At 38.3% G+C, this 18169-nt stretch carries 19 protein-coding genes; 5 read left to right on the top strand and 14 right to left on the bottom strand.

What is annotated here, in order from left to right:
• Window positions 1-2: 2 nt before the first annotated feature.
• Together QZ138_RS04420 and psmB are read right to left on the bottom strand one after the other, a co-directional pair.
• A complete protein-coding gene (locus QZ138_RS04420) occupies window positions 3-1916 on the bottom strand; it encodes a beta-CASP ribonuclease aCPSF1 (protein ID WP_292886687.1) in 1914 nt (637 codons plus the stop codon).
• 133 nt (window positions 1917-2049) lie between these two features.
• Entirely contained in the window at window positions 2050-2664 is a 615-nt protein-coding gene (psmB, locus tag QZ138_RS04415; RefSeq protein WP_292601887.1) for an archaeal proteasome endopeptidase complex subunit beta, read from the bottom strand.
• Window positions 2665-2846: 182 nt separating this feature from the next.
• Between psmB and QZ138_RS04410 the strand changes: the two genes are divergently transcribed.
• Entirely contained in the window at window positions 2847-3575 is a 729-nt protein-coding gene (locus QZ138_RS04410) for a class I SAM-dependent methyltransferase family protein (protein WP_292886685.1), read from the top strand.
• On the opposite strand, the gene cofG is transcribed toward QZ138_RS04410, so the two are convergent.
• From cofG to QZ138_RS04385, 5 genes are all read right to left on the bottom strand, one after another.
• Window positions 3553-4653: a 7,8-didemethyl-8-hydroxy-5-deazariboflavin synthase subunit CofG gene (gene cofG / locus QZ138_RS04405; protein ID WP_292886682.1), complete on the bottom strand. Its 1101-nt coding sequence runs from the start codon at window positions 4651-4653 to the stop codon at window positions 3553-3555. The genes QZ138_RS04410 and cofG overlap by 23 nt on opposite strands.
• A gap of 2 nt (window positions 4654-4655) precedes the next feature.
• Complete coding sequence (locus tag QZ138_RS04400) at window positions 4656-5096, bottom strand: DUF2120 family protein (RefSeq protein WP_292886679.1); 441 nt, start codon at window positions 5094-5096, stop codon at window positions 4656-4658.
• 12 nt (window positions 5097-5108) lie between these two features.
• The gene (mptA, locus tag QZ138_RS04395; protein WP_292886676.1) at window positions 5109-6047 is read right to left on the bottom strand and encodes a GTP cyclohydrolase MptA; all 939 of its coding nucleotides are present in this window, start codon (window positions 6045-6047) and stop codon (window positions 5109-5111) included.
• A 180-nt stretch (window positions 6048-6227) separates the two neighbouring features.
• Window positions 6228-6704, bottom strand: a complete 477-nt coding sequence (locus QZ138_RS04390; RefSeq protein ID WP_292601897.1) for an Lrp/AsnC family transcriptional regulator — start codon at window positions 6702-6704, stop codon at window positions 6228-6230.
• A 237-nt stretch (window positions 6705-6941) separates the two neighbouring features.
• Window positions 6942-8105 carry a tRNA (guanine(10)-N(2))-dimethyltransferase gene (locus tag QZ138_RS04385; protein ID WP_292886673.1) on the bottom strand — a complete coding sequence of 388 codons (1164 nt, stop codon included), beginning with the start codon at window positions 8103-8105 and terminating at the stop codon, window positions 6942-6944.
• Window positions 8106-8200: 95 nt separating this feature from the next.
• Between QZ138_RS04385 and QZ138_RS04380 the strand changes: the two genes are divergently transcribed.
• Window positions 8201-9307, top strand: coding sequence for a DegT/DnrJ/EryC1/StrS aminotransferase family protein (locus QZ138_RS04380; protein ID WP_292886670.1), 1107 nt, complete (start codon window positions 8201-8203; stop codon window positions 9305-9307).
• 30 nt (window positions 9308-9337) lie between these two features.
• Here the strand turns inward: QZ138_RS04380 and QZ138_RS04375 are convergent, their stop codons facing one another.
• A complete protein-coding gene (locus tag QZ138_RS04375) occupies window positions 9338-9643 on the bottom strand; it encodes an MTH1187 family thiamine-binding protein (RefSeq protein WP_292886667.1) in 306 nt (101 codons plus the stop codon).
• Window positions 9644-9693: 50 nt separating this feature from the next.
• On the opposite strand from QZ138_RS04375, the gene QZ138_RS04370 reads away from it, so the two are divergent.
• Window positions 9694-10578, top strand: a complete 885-nt coding sequence (locus QZ138_RS04370; protein WP_292886664.1) for a TIGR00269 family protein — start codon at window positions 9694-9696, stop codon at window positions 10576-10578.
• Here QZ138_RS04370 and QZ138_RS04365 read toward each other — a convergent pair.
• The 5 genes from QZ138_RS04365 to comB form a co-directional block, all read right to left on the bottom strand.
• Entirely contained in the window at window positions 10528-11472 is a 945-nt protein-coding gene (locus QZ138_RS04365; RefSeq protein ID WP_292886661.1) for a calcium/sodium antiporter, read from the bottom strand. The genes QZ138_RS04370 and QZ138_RS04365 overlap by 51 nt on opposite strands.
• 3 nt (window positions 11473-11475) lie before the next feature.
• Window positions 11476-12795, bottom strand: a complete 1320-nt coding sequence (locus QZ138_RS04360; RefSeq protein ID WP_292886659.1) for a hemolysin family protein — start codon at window positions 12793-12795, stop codon at window positions 11476-11478.
• A 19-nt stretch (window positions 12796-12814) separates the two neighbouring features.
• A complete protein-coding gene (locus QZ138_RS04355; RefSeq protein ID WP_292601910.1) occupies window positions 12815-13030 on the bottom strand; it encodes a DUF1922 domain-containing protein in 216 nt (71 codons plus the stop codon).
• 65 nt (window positions 13031-13095) lie between these two features.
• Window positions 13096-14265 (bottom strand): TraB/GumN family protein, encoded by a 1170-nt coding sequence (locus QZ138_RS04350; protein WP_292886657.1) that lies wholly within the window; start codon window positions 14263-14265, stop codon window positions 13096-13098.
• A gap of 29 nt (window positions 14266-14294) precedes the next feature.
• The gene (gene comB / locus QZ138_RS04345) at window positions 14295-14996 is read right to left on the bottom strand and encodes a 2-phosphosulfolactate phosphatase (RefSeq protein ID WP_292886654.1); all 702 of its coding nucleotides are present in this window, start codon (window positions 14994-14996) and stop codon (window positions 14295-14297) included.
• A 38-nt stretch (window positions 14997-15034) separates the two neighbouring features.
• Between comB and QZ138_RS04340 the strand changes: the two genes are divergently transcribed.
• A complete protein-coding gene (locus QZ138_RS04340; protein WP_292886651.1) occupies window positions 15035-15553 on the top strand; it encodes a hypothetical protein in 519 nt (172 codons plus the stop codon).
• Between the two features lie 54 nt (window positions 15554-15607).
• Window positions 15608-16531, top strand: coding sequence for a methanogenesis marker 7 protein (locus QZ138_RS04335; RefSeq protein ID WP_292886649.1), 924 nt, complete (start codon window positions 15608-15610; stop codon window positions 16529-16531).
• 12 nt (window positions 16532-16543) lie between these two features.
• Here the strand turns inward: QZ138_RS04335 and mmp10 are convergent, their stop codons facing one another.
• Entirely contained in the window at window positions 16544-17791 is a 1248-nt protein-coding gene (mmp10, locus tag QZ138_RS04330; RefSeq protein ID WP_292886646.1) for a methyl coenzyme M reductase-arginine methyltransferase Mmp10, read from the bottom strand.
• Window positions 17792-18169: the final 378 nt, after the last annotated feature.

Genomic DNA, 18169 nt, shown 5'->3' with positions numbered 1-18169 from the left:
TATTAATGAATTCTTACACAATCCAAATTGATTGGAGTTTTGGTCTCAATCTTATAGCTTCTGTGAATTGATGAGGCCAAATCAACTGCCTTGTATGGGTCACCGTGACATGTGATGACTCTTTCAGGTCTTGGATTGAGCCTTTTGACATATTCCATAAGCTGTTTTCTGTTGGAGTGACCACTGAATCCATTAATGGTTTTAACATGCATCCTGACGCAGAACTGTCTGGTTCTTCCGTCGTCATCTTCAAGAGGAATTTCCTTCCATCCTTTCTGAACTCTTCTACCCATTGAACCTTCGGACTGATATCCTACGAAGATGATGGTATTTCTTTCGTCTTCGCATAGCCATTTGAAGTATTCCACTGAGTTTCCTCCGGTAAGCATACCTGATGTTGACAGGATAATCGCAGGCTGTTTTGCCTCGACAATGTCCTTTCTCTGGTCATGATTCTGGACTTTCTTGAAAATGTCTGAGACAAACGGATTTCTTCCCATGTGGAAGATTTGATCCCTTAAGTCTTTGCTTAGGTATTCCGGCCTTGCGGTGTGGATTGCTGTAGCTTCCCAAATCATTCCGTCAATGTAAATCGGTACTTCTTCAATCATTCCATGTCTCATGTACTCTTCAAGCACAACCATAAGTTCCTGTGCCCTTCCCACAGCAAATACCGGAACCAGTACTTTTCCTCCACGTTTGAGGGTTTTGTAGATGGTTTTCATCATTTCCTTTTCGGCATTGTTTCTGGAAGGCTGCACGTCTTCCTTTCCACCGTATGTGCTTTCCATAATCACTGTTTCGGCACGCGGGAATCTGATTGTAGCAGGTTCGAGTAATCTTGAAGGTTCATATTTGAAGTCTCCGGTATATACCAGATTGTAGGCGCCGTCTCCAATGTGCATGTGGGAGATTGCGGAACCTAAGATGTGTCCTGCATTATGCAATGTCAGTCTTATGTCCGGTGAAATGTCGGTTACTTCACCGTAATCCAAAGTGATTGTATTTTTAATTTGATGCTTTACATTTTTTGATGTGAAAGGTAATGGATTGCCCTCTCTGTGGGCAATGTCCAAATGATCAAACTGTAAAAGGGTGGTTAAATCCCTTGTTGGAGTTGTACAGTAAACCGGTCCATCATATCCGTAATGGAAAAGGTATGGCACAAATCCGCAATGATCTAAATGAGCGTGAGATATTATGACTGCATCCAATTCCTCAATTGAAAATTCAGGTGCATTCAACATTGGGAATGCATTTTTATTGTCTGATGCTGCAACATTAACACCACAATCGAGCAAAACACGACTGTTTGGTGTTTGCAATAACATTGAGGAACGTCCTACTTCTTTATATCCTCCCATTGAAGTAACTCTTGCCCAGTCATTTGGGAATTTGCTTCCTTGGTGAATTTGACGTCCGAGCTTTTGCAGTAATTTCTTTCTGTCCTTGCTGCTGTTCTTTTGGATTGTTCTAATTTTTCCAATAATGTCTGAGCTAATCGGTGGGGTTCTTAATATTTTAGGTGCCCATCCGGTGTTTTTAACGATATTCCTTGAGGTAACCCCGTATTTTCCAATTACGAGTCCCGGTTTTTTAGCGGTAATGACCACTTCACAGGTTACGGTGTCAAAGTAAATATCTGTAATTTCAGCTCCGTCGGGAACTATTTCATGAATTTTATTAATAGTTGCTTCGGGTTCAAGTAATGCGCTTTTGTCAGATCTAATAATGATCCTTTTTCTAAGTTCTTTTGCAAGTGATCTGATTAGATCGCCATTTTCAGTAATAATTTCCGGATTTTTGGTATAAACCACCACTTCAGGACCTTCAAATTCCACTTTGGAAACCTGAATTTCATCTGGCAGTTTACTTAAAATCTCTTTTTTAATGTCATCTAAAATGTCTGAAGTCATATAATCCCTTCAAAAAAAGTTTGTGTAGGATAATAGTTTATGAAAGCGGTTAAGCTATAATTAGTAAAATTCCATAAACTATCTACACTATTGTATATAAAAAATAGTTAGTTATGAAAAATTAGCTTATCACTTATAGTTTTCCAAGAATCTCATTAATTTTTTCATTATCTAACATTTCAAAGCCGTTTTCATCCACTTTGGCGACTAGATATCCGTTTCCGGAGTATGTGTCACGTTCAGCGGCAGCTCTTATAGCTCTTATGGCTATTTCAATTCCTTCGTCAGTTGTTAAATCATCTCTGAATCTGTCTTCAAGAACACCGTATGCTACGATGGAACCTGATCCAGTTGAGATATAAGTGTCTTCAATCATACCGCCTGCTGGATCCAGTGAGTAAAGAGATGGCTTGTCACCGTCCATTCCTCCAAGTAATGTTTGGACATACATTGGTCCGGAACGAAGGATGTTTGCTGTCAATGATGCAGCTGCCTTGACGCTAATTGCATCGTTGTTTCTCATTTGGTATAGTGAGACTTCTGCTTCAATAACTTTCATCAAGCTTTGAGCGTCTCCAACGGAACCAGCTATGGTGGTTACAATGTGATCGTCAATTTTAAATATTTTTTCTGCTACTTTGTGAGCTACAAGGTTTCCCATACTAGCTCTTCTTTCGCTTGCAAATACAACTCCGTCTTTACAAGTAATTCCAACGGTTGTTGTACCTTCTAGTATTTTATCATCCATTTAAATACACCTCATATAAGTATTTAAAATATCTAATTTCAACTACTCATAGGTTAATTTAACAAAATATAAACTAATCTAGCGATTAATTTTATTTAAAATCAGAATCAATAATTAGTATAAACTAACAATACTAATATTAGTTATTTGTATATATAAAGTTTTCTTTTGAGAGGGTGCAGATGAAATATAAAAAAATTGGAGATATCCTGATATTGGACAGGAATTATCCTGACGGGGATTTTGAGGAGTTGTCAAAAAGGCATCATGTTAAAACCATCATGAAGATTGACCATATTCAGGGAACAAAGAGGGAGCCTGTTTACAGGGTTCTTTATGGTGAGGACACCGAAACGGTCAATAAGGAAAACGGGTGTCTCTTTAAGCTGGACTTGTCAAAGGTGATGTGGTCAAAGGGCAATAACAATGAACGGTTAAGAATTGCCAGACTGGTCGAGGATGGCGAAACCGTAATCGACATGTTTGCAGGCATAGGATACTTTTCAATTCCGATTGGTGTTCATGCAAACGCCCGGAAAGTCATATCCATTGAGATAAATCCGAATTCCTATCATTTCCTGTGCGAAAACATCAAACTGAACAAGTTGGACAACATCACTCCTGTTTTGGGGGACTGCATGGTGGAAACTCCAAAATACAGTGCAGACAGAATCATAATGGGTTATGTCAAGACAACTCACCATTACCTGAAGGTGGCTATTGACAGCCTGAATGAAGGGGGAATCCTGCATTATCATGAAACTGTTCCTGAAAAGCTGATGAATTCAAGGCCGATTGAAAGAGTCATTTCTCAGGCGGGCAACCGTCCCGTTGAACTGTTGAAAATAAATAAAATAAAGAAATATTCTCCGGGAGTCTGGCATGTGGTTATTGACGCTCGGATAGATTAGATATCTTTTTTAAAAGGGTTTCGTTCAGCCATTCTTTGTTGACGTATTTTTCATAGACGCACAGCCTTTCAATCAGCTCAAAGCCATCATCTTCAGTCAGGCTTTTAAGCTCATCAATTCCAGGCCACGGTGAGGTGATGTTGACGTAATCCGGACTTACCGGTGAAACTCCTCCCCAATCGTCGGCGCCGCATGACAGGAATACCTGTGCGGTGTCCCTGTTCAGATTAGGTGGAACCTGAATGCTGACGTCAGTATCTTTAAATAATAATCTGGCTGCAGTGACAGTTCTGATCATATCCAGAAAGCTTGGTTCAGGCCAGTCTTCCATTTCAATTCCAGGTATCGGGGTGAAATTTTGAATGATGACTTCCTGTATATGGCCATACTTGTCATAAAGGTCTTTAATGGCAAGCAGGGATTCGGCCACCTCTTCATGGGTTTCGCCAATTCCGATTAGAATGCCTGTTGTATATGGAATTTTAAGCTTTCCTGCATTTTCAATGGTTTGTAGTCTGATTTTTGGGTCTTTGCCCGGACTTTTATTATGGGCAGGCAGATTCATCAGTCTTGAAGATGAATTTTCAAGCATCAATCCCATTGAGGCATTGACTTCCTTCAGCTTTTTCAAATCCTCATAGGAGTAGTTTCCGCCGTTGGTATGCGGCAGAAGTGAAGTTTCGTCCAATGTCATCTGACAGATGTCAACGACATAGTCAATCATGTTTTCATAACCGTATTCTGCCAGTTTTAAACGGACTGCCTCTTCCTCATCGGCATCCTCGCCGAATGTGAATAGGGCTTCCTTGCATCCATATTTTTCAGCTTCTTTCAAATCCTCCAAGACTTCCTCTTTTGTTTTTAAAATGATGACGTCAGGGTCGTCAGGATGCTTTTTAAAATTACAGTATCCGCAATCGTTCTTGCAGATTTCAGTCAGGGGTATGAAAATATTTTTAGAATAAGTAATAAGATTATTCTCCCTATATTTCACGGTTTGTGACATGTATTTATTTATTTCGCTGTCAGTTGCGTTCAATATGCGGAGAATATCCTCTTTAGTTAAGTTTGATGTCATATTTAATCTTCACGTTCAGAAACGGTAACTTCCACATAAAGCGGAGGAATTTCATTTTTGTCTTCCCAAATTGCTATAATAACATCAAAATTTGGAAGTTCAAATACTTTATACTCAACAACAAGACCCATGGATTCAAGTTCTTCCTGCATTCTCATGAATCCCTTGTTGTCGACATCGCTTGTAACGTTTTCGCTTCTTTTGATGTTTTTGTCTCCAACTTCAAGAATTTCTGAAATTTTTTCGGATGTGGCATCCAATTCAGTTCCGCCCAAAATTTCACCGATTTCTGTGAGTTTTGAGTCAAATTCGTTGAGCGGCAGAACTTTTCTGGATCTGCCTCTGACAATCAATATCCTTTCATTATCTATCGCAGGTCTTGATCCTTTAAATGCGTCGAAAAATCCCATTACTTGTCCTGCAAGTTCATAAGTTTTTTTCATTAAACCATTTCCTTAGATATTTAATTCAGCTTTTAATTCTCCGAGTGTAGTTACTTTTTCAGCATAAGCGTTGTGTCTGTGAATACTTTCCTGGTTTTCCTGGCGTGCAGTAATCAATGTGTCATCTGGGAAATCAGCATATTTTTTAACTATTTTCTCCATCATGTTTCTTACACAGTCTTCAACGAAAACAGGGTTTCTGTGCGCATTCATCACTGTTGCGTTTTCGTCAGGCCTTTTGAGTAATTCGCACACTGGTGAACTCATTGAAGTTTCAATAATGTCAATCAAATCTTCCGCTTTCACATATTTGTCTTCAGGAACCTCAATTAATAATGTTCCTACTCCCCTCTGATTGTGTGAAGCAAAAGTGACTGTATCTAAAACTTTTTGAGTGGTCTCCTCATCTAAAAATTCCAATAGTTTGGTCTTATCGGATTCTCTAACAGATTCCTGTGCACATGGACACACTGTCATTCCAATAAGTTCCGCACCTATGCTTTTTCTAATATCCACGTTACCGTCTTCATCCCTTAGTCCAATGGCTTTGGCTTTTAGCTGTGCCATTTCCTGGGTTTTGTTTTTGGTAACTGGGGATTCCTTCATGAACATAAAATCGGTTGTCATTGATATTTCAACACGTTTTGCATATTCGTGTTTGGTCATCATTCTGTCAACGATTTTTGCACATAATGATTCAACATCTACGGTAGAGTCTTTAGCTACATCTTCGAGGACTTCGCTAATGGCTTCCGGGTTCCTGGACATGTGTACGCCTTTTTGATCACTTGGTAAATCAACAAATGCATCAAAAGTTGGTACCAGTATTATAGGTCTTTTATTTGTTCTTTTAAGTTGTAATAATTTCTTAACTCCAGTAACACCCACTCTTGTTAGTTTTATGGGCACACTTGGAGCATCGTCCTGAGTATCGGGTAAGCAAACTGCCAATTTTATAACCTCTATTTAAATTAATTTAAATATTATAATATTTGTATTTCTTTTTATTTAAATACATGATAAAATCAGCTTTTTCACGGCAATATTTTTGTCATGATGAAAAAAATTTTTTACAAAAAAAGAGAATAAGAAATAAAAGTAGTTTTATTAAACCACTTTTTTAAAACAAAATTATAAGATATTGGATGATCCCATATCTTCTTTAATAACGTCAAGAACAGTTTGAGTGTAGGTTCTTTCTATAATTGGGTCTTTTAATAATTCTTTAATGAATGAGTTTAATTCATTGGTGTTTCTGAATTTTGCGATTAAAAATGCATCGTATTCTCCAGTAACATCATAGATTCCAACTACATTCTTATTGAAGAATGTTTTTTCTTCCCAATTTTTGAGTTTTCCACCTTTGACTCTTACGCCGATAATGGTGGTTAAAACGAAACCTAATTTTTCATGGTCAATAACCGGGGAGAATTTTTTAATTACTCCGGATTTTACCATTTTGTCAATACGGTTGTGAACAGTTCCAACAGAAACATCTAAACTGCGTGATATTTGCCTGTAGGAAGTTCTTACATCCTCATTAATAATTTTTAATATGTTGATGTCTGTATCATCAAGTTTTACTACATTATCTTTAGTTTTCACCATTATATCTCCCTATAAATTTATTTTTATGGTATTTGGTTAATTTGTAAATTAACCATATAATTTATACTACTGTTTTTATAATATATAAAACTTTGTCTATATTTTTAATTTTTTACTAATTTTTATTAAACAATAGTTATTAAGTAATTTTTATATTACTAATTTTTTTTAAATTATGATTAAATATGTAATGCAGTTTGTTTTTTTCATATCCTTCTATACTATTTTAAAGTTTATCTAAATATCATTTAATTTTATCAGAATATTTTTAATGTTTTCAATTCCAGCATCACTTTTAATTCCAATTGGATTAAAATGGGTTTTAAGGGCTGTGAACCCTTCCTTTTCAAGTTCATTCAGAATCAGTTCAAATTTTGGTGCACTTATTTTTAAGGATTTGCATATGCTGTGGACGTCGTAGAATGTTGCAGGCCCGTCACATTCAACAAGGCATTTGTTCAATAGTTTCAAGGCTTCTTTTTCGCTATTGATTTTTTTGTTGTCTGCCTCGTCAATCATCTTTTGGATAAATTCGCCGTCTTGAATCTTTCCAAGCCATAAAGGTCCTGCGTGAACTAACTTTTCACCGCAAATCGGACATACCTCATCGATTGGACTTGCCAGGCCGTTGCTGGTTTGCCTGTGCAGGCAATGTTTGCAGTGACTGATATATCCGATGTTTTTCAGGGATTCATCAGTCCTTTTTGAACCTTTTTTGATTTCAAGATACATTCTCATATAGTGTTCGGTGCTGTGTGACATCTTCACTTCAATGAACTTGGCGTATTTTGAAAGAGTGAGTGCGACAAAACCCGCCAGTATTCTGATTCCAGTTTCATGGCAATACTCGCTTTTGTAAGGCTTTGAGTTATATTTGCGTATGCAGGGTTCCTGGTAAGTTCCGCACAATGCGGAGGTGTCTGTTGCCGTAACGCACATCAGGGAGTTTCTGCGGGCGCAATACCCGGCGGAGTCCAGAAACGGTGAGGGTGTACCGAATGGATCAATGTCAATAACATCGAATTCGCCACGTTTCATCCTCAAAAACATGCTTGCGTCATGCTGGTATACCTCAATGTCACTCAGATTGTTCAGCTCAATGTTGTGGCGTTCGTAATGGTTGGCTGTTTCACTTATGTCGTTGATGGAAACCTCTCCGACTCCATCGATTTCGTTTTTATATCTCACTCCCCTTATTCCACTTCCTCCAAACAGGTCGCAAATGTTTATTTTACGGTCCTGCTCCTTTTGGAATACTTGGATTGCAAGAATAGACAAATCCCTGTTTAATTCCATGTGTGGATTGTAAAAAACCGGTGCCGCTGATGAAACCTTTTCATATTCGGGAAATTCGATTTTTGTCAATCCCTCTTCAATACTTACTATTTTATATTCGTCCATTACTTCTCACTCTTAATTTTTTTTAATAACTATATTTTAAATATTATTAGATTTAAATATTAGTATGGTAATTTAATTTAAATTTGGTGATAATTGTGTCAAATATTAAAGTTCCTATTGCAAAACCGATAATCGGCGATGAAGAAATTGAAAATGTAGTTGAAGTATTAAAATCAGGAATGATTGCCCAAGGACCAAAGGTGGAAGAATTCGAGCAAAAATTTGCTGAATGGGTTGGAGCAGAATATGGTATTGCTGTCAACTCAGGAACCGCAGCTTTGCACACCGCATTGCTTGCATGCGATATCGGTCCTGGAGATGAGGTAATCACAACTCCGTTCACATTCATTGCAAGCGGGAACTCAATTGTTTACACCGGCGCAAAGCCTGTATTTGCAGACATTGACTTGAAAACATATACATTAAGTCCCGATGCGATTGAAGGCGCAATAACCGAAAACACTAAGGCCATAATGCCTGTTCAGTTGTATGGTCAGTCTGCGGAGATGGACAAGATCAATGAGATTGCTGAAAAATATGGTTTAATCGTTATAGAAGATGCCGCACAGGCACATGGGGCAACTTTCAATGGTCAAAAAGTTGGAAGCATGGGAGACATGTCCTGCTTCAGTTTTTACCCAACAAAAAATATGACCACCTCTGAAGGAGGAATTATCACCACTGATGATGAAGAGCTGGCCGATAATGCAAGAATGTTCAGGGCACATGGGGCAACAGTCAGATATCACCACAATGCAATAGGCTATAACTTTAGAATGACTGATATTTCCGCAGCCATTGGTCTTGCGCAACTGGAAAAGATTGACGGATTTAACGAAAAAAGAATAGCCAATGCAGAGTATTTGAATAAGGGTTTGGCTGATGTTGATGGTGTTATCACACCTTACTGTGCTGAGGGTTCAAAGCATGTATATCACCAGTACACAATCAGGGTTGAAAAGGCAGACCGTGACGATTGGGTTGACATAATTAATGACTGTGGTGTTGGAACAGGTATACACTATCCGATTCCATTGTATAATCAACCAATTTATAAAGCATTGGATTTTGAAGGATATTGTCCGAATGCTGAGCTTGCAGCGGATAATGTAATTTCTCTACCTGTACATCCATCATTGACCCAAGAGGACTTGGATCTTGTAATTGAAGCGGTTAAAACAGCTTCCAATGAGTTAGATTAACTTCTAACTTTTTTTCACTTTTTTTAAATATCATTTCAGCATTTCGTTAACTGTATCGACTTTAGCGTCCAAAGTCCTGTTTTCTAGATCTCTTCTGTCATCCACTTTTATGACAGTGTATACTCTACCTATTCCAAGTTCAAAAATTGCTTCTTGAGCTGTGGCAATTGCAGAATATAACTCTTCAAGATTGTCTGCTTCTATCTGTGTTCCCATTCCGGTAAGCTGGTAGTTCAACCCGGAATCCTTTATTGACTGGACTGCAGCAGTCACATAATCTTTACATTCTGTAGTTTTTGTTCCGACCGGCAATATTGCAAAATCACAAGTTATCATTTTTTCACCTACTAAAATTATTTATTTATTGTTTAATAAACTAATTGGTAATGGTCAAATTAGATAAAGATGAATTTAATGAAATGATTTTTACAAGAATCAATAACCTTATTGATGATTATGAGCTAATCAAGGAAGGTGAATTGATAGCGGTTGCATTATCCGGCGGTAAAGACAGTGTATTGACTTTGCATGCCCTTAAAAATTATCAGCAATTTCTTGATTTTGATTTAGTGGCAATCAGCGTTGATGAAGGTATTGAAGGTTACAGACAGCATGGAATCGACTCTGCTGTCCAAAACGCTCGTGATTTAAATGTAAAGCTGGTTCAGAAGTCATTTAAAGAGGAAGAGGGTTTCGCTTTGGATGACATATACTCAGATTTTAAAAGTGCTTGCATTCCTTGCGGTGTGTTTAGAAGAAACATTTTGAACAAAACAGCTTATGAGCTTGATGCGGCCAAAATTGCCACAGGCCATAATTTGGATGATGAAATACAGTCATTTTTGATGAGTTTTGCCCGTGGGGATACAATCAAATTCTCCAAATTCGGCCCGGAACTTGACGTGATTCATCCCAAACTCGTTCCAAGAATCAAGCCTCTGTGGAACACTCCCGAAAAGGAGGTCGGAATGTGGGCTGTTATAAACAATATTGATATTCATCTGGATGAGTGCCCTTATTCACATCTGTCATTAAGGGCTAAAATCAAGGAATTCCTGAATGTCAGCGAAGACAATTATCCTGGTGTAAAAAATAATGTGATGGAGTCATTTAAACAGATTTTAATGTTTGAAAATGATGTAACTCCAAGCCTCAATGAATGTGAAGTCTGTGGTGAGCCGACTTCATCCAACATCTGCAAGGCCTGTGAGTTGAAAGATTTAATTTCTCAAAATTGCGAAAGCCATGTAGGCTATAAACAGGATGACTAAAATAGCTCCTTCTTTTTTGTCGTATTTTTCCTGAGTCTTGCCGAATATGAAACACAGTACTGTTACGAATATCATTAGAATGACATCTATGAGCATGCCTGAGTCAAGAGGTATTGCACTTATTGCGCTGCTTGCACCAAGCACGAACAGTATGTTGAAGATGTTTGATCCTATTACATTACCTATGACCATCTGATTTTCTCCTTTCCTTAAAGCGGTAAGTGAGGTCACAAGTTCAGGCAAAGAGGTACCGATTGCAACAATGGTTAAACCTACCAGTGTTTCACTCATTCCGAATGCTATTGCTATTGCTGAAGCGCTGTCTACAACCAAATCTCCACCGATTACGATTCCCGCAAGTCCAACAAGTATGAAAATGATGCTATATGGGAGGCTGTACTTCGGCTTTTCGACTTCGGTTGCACCTCCGGATTTTTTAGTGCTATAAACAAGATATGCAATATATGCAACCATGATTGCAAGTAAAATTATTCCTTCAATATTGGTTATGTCCCATCCTATTACGATGAAAACTGCCCATAATAATGTAATTCCTATAAGGAACGGCAAATCCTTTTCAAGAACCTGTTTTTCCATTACCAGTTCACCTAAAAGTGCAGCAATACCGATAACCATCAGTATGTTGAACATATTGCTTCCGATTACGTTACTCACAGCAAGCGCATTGCTTCCGGTAAGTGATGAAGTAATGGAAACTGCCGCTTCGGGAGCGCTTGTTCCCATTGCCACAATTGTCAAACCGACAATGATTGTAGGTATCTTCAAAAGGGAGGCTATGCTGCTTGCCCCATCAACAAAAAAATCAGATCCTTTAATCAGAAATACAAATCCTACAATTAATAAAACGAATTGGATTATTATTGATGCGTCCATTTTTTATTCCTCTTCAATTTCCTCTTCAGGTCCCAAATCGGTAACGATGACCTTATCGATTTGATGACCGTCCATATCTATTATCTCAAAGACGAATCTTCCACATTCGAATATGTCCTCTTCATTAGGGATTTTTCCGCTTATGCTGAGTATGAATCCTGCTAATGTGGTGTAGTTGTCTTCCTCTTCATCAGGCAGTGGTTCTTTAAAGTCAAACAGTTCCTTGAATTTATCAATAGGATATCTTCCGTCAATAAGCCATGTTCCGTCGGCTCTCTGAATCGCTTCAGGTTCGGCTTCCTCATCGATTCCGGGAATGTCTCCTACAATTCCTTCAAGCAAATCGTTCAATGTGATTAATCCTTCAACGCTTCCGAATTCATCGACTACAAGTGACATGTGGACATATCCCTGATTTTCCTTAAATTCCTTAAGCAATTCCAATGTTTCAAGGTGTTCGGAAACAACCAGCGGTTCTTTCACGATTTTATGCACGTCAAATTTCTCATCAGTGAACATTGCTGAGAGGATGTCTTTTGCCTGAACCACTCCAATGAAATCATCAAGCTCTCCGGAAGCTATCGGGAAAATTGACCTTTTGCTTTCGATGATTTTTATCTTATTGATTTCCCTGTCGTCTTCCATGTCAATCCAGATTATCTCATTTCTAGGGGTCATTATGCTTTCGACCTTTTGGTCGTCAAGCTTGAAAACCCTTTTGATGATGTCTTCCTCTTCCTTTTCGATGGTTCCGTCTTCCCTTCCTTCCTTAATCATCAGTTCGATTTCTTCTTCAGTAACCACATCTTCGCTTTTATCTTCAATTCTCATAAGCCATAAGAGAAAACGACTTGATTTGGCTAAAATGAAACTGACAGGCTTTGAAACCTTTTCAAGAACCACCATACTTTTTGCAACTTTCAGGGCAATTCTTTCAGGATCGTTCAATGCAATGACCTTCGGCACAATCTCTCCGATAACCAGTGTCAGGTAGGTGGTGACAATAACGACTATAGCAACGCTAACAGGTCCGCTGTATGGTATAAAGGAAATGTATGCTGCCAGTGGATCGGCTAATGTTACTCCACCAAATGCGCCTGTTAAAACACCGATCAGTGAAATTCCAATCTGCACTGTTGATAAAAATTCATTAGGGTCTTCTAACAAATCAAAAACAATTTGAGCGTTTTTATTTCCTTCTTCCAAGTATTTTTGCATTTTTGCCTTTCTGATGGATACAACGGCAAGTTCAGCCATTGACAGGTATCCTGTGAAAATTATTAGAATTAATATGATAATTATTTTGAGTGTCGTCCCAATCATTTTTAACAAACCATTAAAACTATTTTAATTCGCTGGCCTTCATGAAGCCAGTGTTTCCATATATTTTGTCCTGCATTTCCTGAACTGCTTCAGAGGCTTCCTCTCTTGTGGCCACCTTTTGGAAAATGCGTCTTGATTTTACTTTCAAGGTCTTTCCGCATACGCATTTGCGTGTAGCCACTCCTTCCTTTGCATATAATGCTCTTCCACAGTCACAACGAAATATTAAATACATGGTATTTCCATTTATAAAATCAATAGTAATTATATTATCAATAATATATTATTTAAAATTAATTATTACATTCCGAATATTTTCATGAATAGGGGTATGAAAACTTTGGAAGGCAAGATTACCAGAGTCGCAATGCTGACTCCGAGGTTAGTGCCGATGACTACAAGAAGTATTCTGAATATGTTATTGTGCCACAGGTCTTTAAAACTCTCGATATGGGCCAGATTCTTAATGTCACTTTGTTTCACTTTTCTGAACTTGGCCTCGCACAATCCTGAAAACCATCCAGCAGCAAGCAGGGGGTGAATGATGGTCAGGGGAGCAACCACTCCGCCGACAATTGCTGATTGGATTTTGGATCCTGAAAGGATTGATCCGATAAATCCCATAATCATGCTGATGACAACAAACTCATAGATGTTCCATGTGATGTTTATCCCGCTAAAATATGCCAGAAAAAATATCACAACAAATAGAATTGGAATCAGTGCCAAAATTATTTTTGTCCATGGTATTCCTTTTTTGTCTTTGATTACTTCCAGATCCCTTAAATTAGGCAATGTTTCAGGATTGTCCAAGTATTTTTCGATTCCGGGCTTATGTCCTGCTCCGACAACTGCAATGACGTGGTCCTGAGGGATTCTCATTATGCTTCCGGCCAGGTATGCATCCCTTTCATGAACAAGGACCTCATGGACGCTAGGGGCTTCATCCTTAAACATTTCCATCAGTTCGTCCAAGTTTTCCGGATTTTTAAGCTCCTCGACATCGACTTCCTCATCATCGCCATATCCAAAAGCGGAAGCTATTAGGCTGAACATGAATTTGGCCTTTTCCATAAAGCCCATCTTATTCAGGGCTCTTTGCAATGTTATGCTGATGTCCCTGTCGATTAATGCTATTGGGATTCCCAAATCTTCGCTCGCTTCGATTGCACCAATCATTTCTGAACCCGGTGCAACATCCAAATCGGCTCCGACCTTGGATTGGAAGTAGCTTAAAAGTGTAGTTGTAAAGAATAATCCAACCTTGTTTTCTTTGATGATTTTAGTAACTGAAATTGTCTCATCCTGTTCAATGCCCATCATTTCTTGTTTTAATTTAGTGTATCGACCTCTGTCAAGCTCGATGGCAACTACATCAGGTTGGTGTTCGTAGATTGCATCTTTTACCTCTTCAACACTTTCCTGTGATACGTGAGCGGTACCTATAATTTTTAAACATTCTCTTTTCAAAAAAACACTTCTTTGTATAATTATATTATCTAATTATTATGAAATCTACCTAATAAAGTTAATTCATTATCTTGATATATGGCAACATTGTTGGTTATGTTTCTCATCACTGACAACTTGACATCATCTGTGTAACCGAGCTCGATTAATCTTTTGGCAGTTCTTGAATTTAAAAATGCCTCTTTCACCAGATTATAGTCTCTGCTGGCCATGATTGCGGATTTGGCATATTCGCTTAATTCGCATTCGTCCAGATTTTCATTAATCCAGTATAAGATCTCTCCTGCGGCCAGAAAATCCTCGATTGCAAATTCTCCTTTGACGCCTGCCATAACCACATCGATATGCTCTTCGGCCAACTGAATGCTTTTTTCTCCGACCGCTTCAGCATTGACCATTGAACCGATCAATACCTTTGAGTTCATGTTTTCAAGAATCCTGGTTCCATTGCTTGTTGTCAGGATTAAAGTATCGTCGGAAGTTTTCAAATCTTTAATGGCAGAAGGGCTGTTTCCAATGTCAAATCCTTCGAGGCGCTTTCCGTTGCGCTCGCCTGCAAGCATGCCTCCGGTTTTTTCCTTTAACGCAATGGCTTCTTCAGGAGTGAAGCATGGAATTATCCTTTTAAAACTGTTCAGGGCCAGTGTTATTGTTGTGCTTGCCCTCAGGGCATCAACCATGATGGAAACGTCGCCGCTTGAACTTTCCTCAAAACTCAATGTCACCTTCATGAAGTAATTTATATTGAAATAATTATATAATAATATTCATGAAGATAGTCACAACCCCAATGTGTGAAGAAATCGTAAGGCTTGCCGGCATCAGGGATTATGCGGTAAACAAATTTCCCCAAAAAAGTGAGGGGGATTTGGCAATTCTGCTTTCGGAAAGCAAAGTCGAAATGGATGCAGTTCAAATCAAGATCAATACGTCAACACAGATTTTTGAAAGCATCAAAGAGATTTCCTCCCTTGCAGGCAATGAACTGGACGATGAGGAGATATTGTCATATTTTGATGGTTATGAGCTTTGCAGGAAATACCTGAATTCGAATTTCAAAAGGGATGTCAGTGTCAAGGTATATTCCGAATTTTTAAGGGATATAGTTTCGGATGTGGGCTTCAATATCTGTACTGATGGCTTTGATTATGTGATATATCCGGATTATTTAAAGGATAAGGTCATAGAAACCGAAAACACTGTTGAAATCCCGTCCCACAATGCAATTTCCAAAAATCCCTTTGATAAGGCAGAATTGAGATATAGCATTTTAGAAAATTTAATATAATATATAAATTATAAATATTATTTATTACAATTGCATTTTTTGAGAGTGTTAGGAATGTATGAAACATTGATATTTACTGGTGGAGTTCACAAAAGTGAAGAGATAAGAGAGCTGATAGAGGATTTGGGCGGATTTATTCTTCAGGACAGCGTTCAGCAAATGGAACTGGTCTTGAACATGGCTGTTCCTCTTGAGGATGTTGATAAGATTGAAGAAAAGTCCAAAGAGTTATTGGCAAAGCTATCCGTTGCTCCTATGGCAGGTTCTGAAATAGCTATTGTCTCACCAACACTTGCAAGGCACCATTTGCCTCACGCCGCATGTGACATTTCCGAGTATCTGCGTGAATTCGGTGCAAAGGATAACATGATAGGTCTTGCAAGGGGAGACGGTAAAGGAACTTCCGGAATCACAGAAGAGGAAAGAGATTTGATTGAAGAGCATGACATTGCCATTTTTGCTTTGGGCAGCTTTGAAAACTGCATCAAGGAAAAGGCATTCCTTTATGATAATATTGACATACCAGTAATTGTCACAGGAGCTCCTGAAATCGATGTCAGTGAGCTTCCGGGCGCTGATGCATATGTGGGTGGCCTTGGAAGAATACCAAGAAGACTCAGAAGAGGTCCGGACATTCGCGCACTCGATAAGCTGGTTGAAACTATCGAACAGATTTTAAGTGACAAGAAACGTGAGATGACTCTTGACCCGCCGTTAGTGCCATCCATCGTTGTAAAAAATGCAATTGAAAATCAAATTAGGGAAATAAAAGATGTAATTTCTCCAACCCCTGTAACTTCACAGCTCAATGGTGTTCGCGTTAAACTGAATTATGACACCTATGCCGAAGACATCGGAAATGTTGTCATCGACGGCAAGAAGCTGTCAGAAATTGCTGAGATTACAAAATCAAAAATGTATGATTATATCCTGGTGAAAATTAATAGTGAGAGTTCTCTTGTTGAGGATTCTGACTAACTCTCTTTTTTTTTAAATTCTTCTCATACCAAAGAAGTTGACCGCATCAACCAGATCGTTGAACTGTTCCAGTTCCCGTTCTATGACATTTTCATCTGTCATGTCTATGCTCAGTTCTCCGTCCACGGTCAATGTGTCCGGGCCACGGCCGATGAGCCTGTCGATGCCGTCTGCACTTAATATTCTTTCGGCATCAAGCTGGTGAACAAAAGATCTGCCGGGGATTATGACGGAATCCCTTATTTCAGACAGGTCAAGCTGCTCGAGATCCTCTTTTGTAATAAGACATGCTATTTCCTTTTCAACGGCAACGACATTCACATTGTTTTCCGCATCAATCTTGTCAAAGATTTTGCTGATGTAGGGTTCGGCTATTTTTGAGGTAATGATTGTTGCCTCGCCGGTTATCGGTTTTATGAATTGCAGGAACACTTCGTTTTCATCTTTTGCGATTGCGAATGGTCCTCCGGTTTCAGGGTCACATACTGGTGTTCCGCTGACTCTGAACTTGTATTCGGAGTTTATTTGCCTTACAAGTTCGCCGAAATCTTCAACAGGCTGTGATTCGATGCCCTTTATGATAGGCTCATTGCCCAGAATCAGTCCTTCGTTGAATGTATTTGCAAATCTCATTAAAAGCATTCCCTTTGCACCCCATTCCTCTAGGGAATTGCAGGTTTGCCTTAACACATCCCCATCATTGACTCCGGGGATGATGACTGCAGCACCGGTCAGCTTAATGTTTTCACAAAATATCTGGCAGGCTTTAAGTGCCTCTTCAGGGTTAGGGTCCTTTACCCATTCCTTTCGAAGTTGGGGGTCTGTTGAAAATACGGTAAATGAAACTTCATTAACGCCGTTGTTGATCAGTCTTGTAGCCATTTCGGAGTCGCTTATTCCTTTTCCGCATGTATATCCCAATACTGAGGATATTGAAAACTGGTTTAGATTTGCGGTCAGGGTTTCAAGATGGGGATAGCAGCTTATATCTCCCCCTCCACTGATGTATGCACTTACCTCTCCCTGAGGCATTCCCATCATCATTGAAGTTTGAACTTGATTGATAACTTCAAATGGGGACTTAAAATCTCCTTGCGCTTCGGAAACACCTTTGCTGCATCTTTCACAACCAATTTTATTTGGCAGGCAGTGTGCACATCCGAAACTTTTCATTTCCTTTACCTTTCTGAAGTAGCAATATTTGCAAAATCCATTGCAGTCTCTTCCAGGTATTCCTCCGACATCTGCTACAAGTTGCATATTAGTTAATTTTATTTTCATTTTATTTATAAATTATATGATTTTTTCAAAAAAATTTTTGTATTACTTTTAGTATTATTTATTACTATGAACCTTGAAAGTAATAATTTTTTATTTTCTTTTGTTTTTAAAAATCGTGATTATAATTTAGTTATATTGATTAAAAACATTGCATTTTAGTTTAATCATATATTGCTTTAAAAAATTGAAAAATATTGTAAAAAAACTGGTTTTAATAAATAATCAAAAGTATTACTTTTGGCTAATTTTTTCTTAAATGAAAAATCTTTTATTATACTTTATAAACTTTTCTAAAATATTTCATAGGTAATCTTTATATTATATCTTTTATAAAATAAAATTTGTATACCATATGGC

Source organism: Methanobrevibacter sp. UBA212 (assembly GCF_905233225.1).
GTDB lineage: Archaea > Methanobacteriota > Methanobacteria > Methanobacteriales > Methanobacteriaceae > Methanocatella.
The sequence above is the reverse complement of the archived record's forward strand: the minus strand, read 5'-3'. Positions and strand labels throughout refer to the sequence as shown.

Excerpts from the sequence above, each read along its gene's own strand:
- QZ138_RS04420 (WP_292886687.1), bottom strand. The coding sequence starts at position 1,916 with ATGACTTCAGACATTTTAGATGACATTAAAAAAGAGATTTTAAGTAAA.
- psmB (WP_292601887.1), bottom strand. The coding sequence starts at position 2,664 with ATGGATGATAAAATACTAGAAGGTACAACAACCGTTGGAATTACTTGT.
- QZ138_RS04410 (WP_292886685.1), top strand. The coding sequence starts at position 2,847 with ATGAAATATAAAAAAATTGGAGATATCCTGATATTGGACAGGAATTAT.
- cofG (WP_292886682.1), bottom strand. The coding sequence starts at position 4,653 with ATGACATCAAACTTAACTAAAGAGGATATTCTCCGCATATTGAACGCA.
- QZ138_RS04400 (WP_292886679.1), bottom strand. The coding sequence starts at position 5,096 with ATGAAAAAAACTTATGAACTTGCAGGACAAGTAATGGGATTTTTCGAC.
- QZ138_RS04390 (WP_292601897.1), bottom strand. The coding sequence starts at position 6,704 with ATGGTGAAAACTAAAGATAATGTAGTAAAACTTGATGATACAGACATC.
- QZ138_RS04385 (WP_292886673.1), bottom strand. The coding sequence starts at position 8,105 with ATGGACGAATATAAAATAGTAAGTATTGAAGAGGGATTGACAAAAATC.
- QZ138_RS04375 (WP_292886667.1), bottom strand. The coding sequence starts at position 9,643 with ATGATAACTTGTGATTTTGCAATATTGCCGGTCGGAACAAAAACTACA.
- QZ138_RS04370 (WP_292886664.1), top strand. The coding sequence starts at position 9,694 with ATGGTCAAATTAGATAAAGATGAATTTAATGAAATGATTTTTACAAGA.
- QZ138_RS04365 (WP_292886661.1), bottom strand. The coding sequence starts at position 11,472 with ATGGACGCATCAATAATAATCCAATTCGTTTTATTAATTGTAGGATTT.
- QZ138_RS04360 (WP_292886659.1), bottom strand. The coding sequence starts at position 12,795 with ATGATTGGGACGACACTCAAAATAATTATCATATTAATTCTAATAATT.
- QZ138_RS04355 (WP_292601910.1), bottom strand. The coding sequence starts at position 13,030 with ATGTATTTAATATTTCGTTGTGACTGTGGAAGAGCATTATATGCAAAG.
- comB (WP_292886654.1), bottom strand. The coding sequence starts at position 14,996 with ATGAAGGTGACATTGAGTTTTGAGGAAAGTTCAAGCGGCGACGTTTCC.
- QZ138_RS04340 (WP_292886651.1), top strand. The coding sequence starts at position 15,035 with ATGAAGATAGTCACAACCCCAATGTGTGAAGAAATCGTAAGGCTTGCC.
- QZ138_RS04335 (WP_292886649.1), top strand. The coding sequence starts at position 15,608 with ATGTATGAAACATTGATATTTACTGGTGGAGTTCACAAAAGTGAAGAG.
- mmp10 (WP_292886646.1), bottom strand. The coding sequence starts at position 17,791 with ATGCAACTTGTAGCAGATGTCGGAGGAATACCTGGAAGAGACTGCAAT.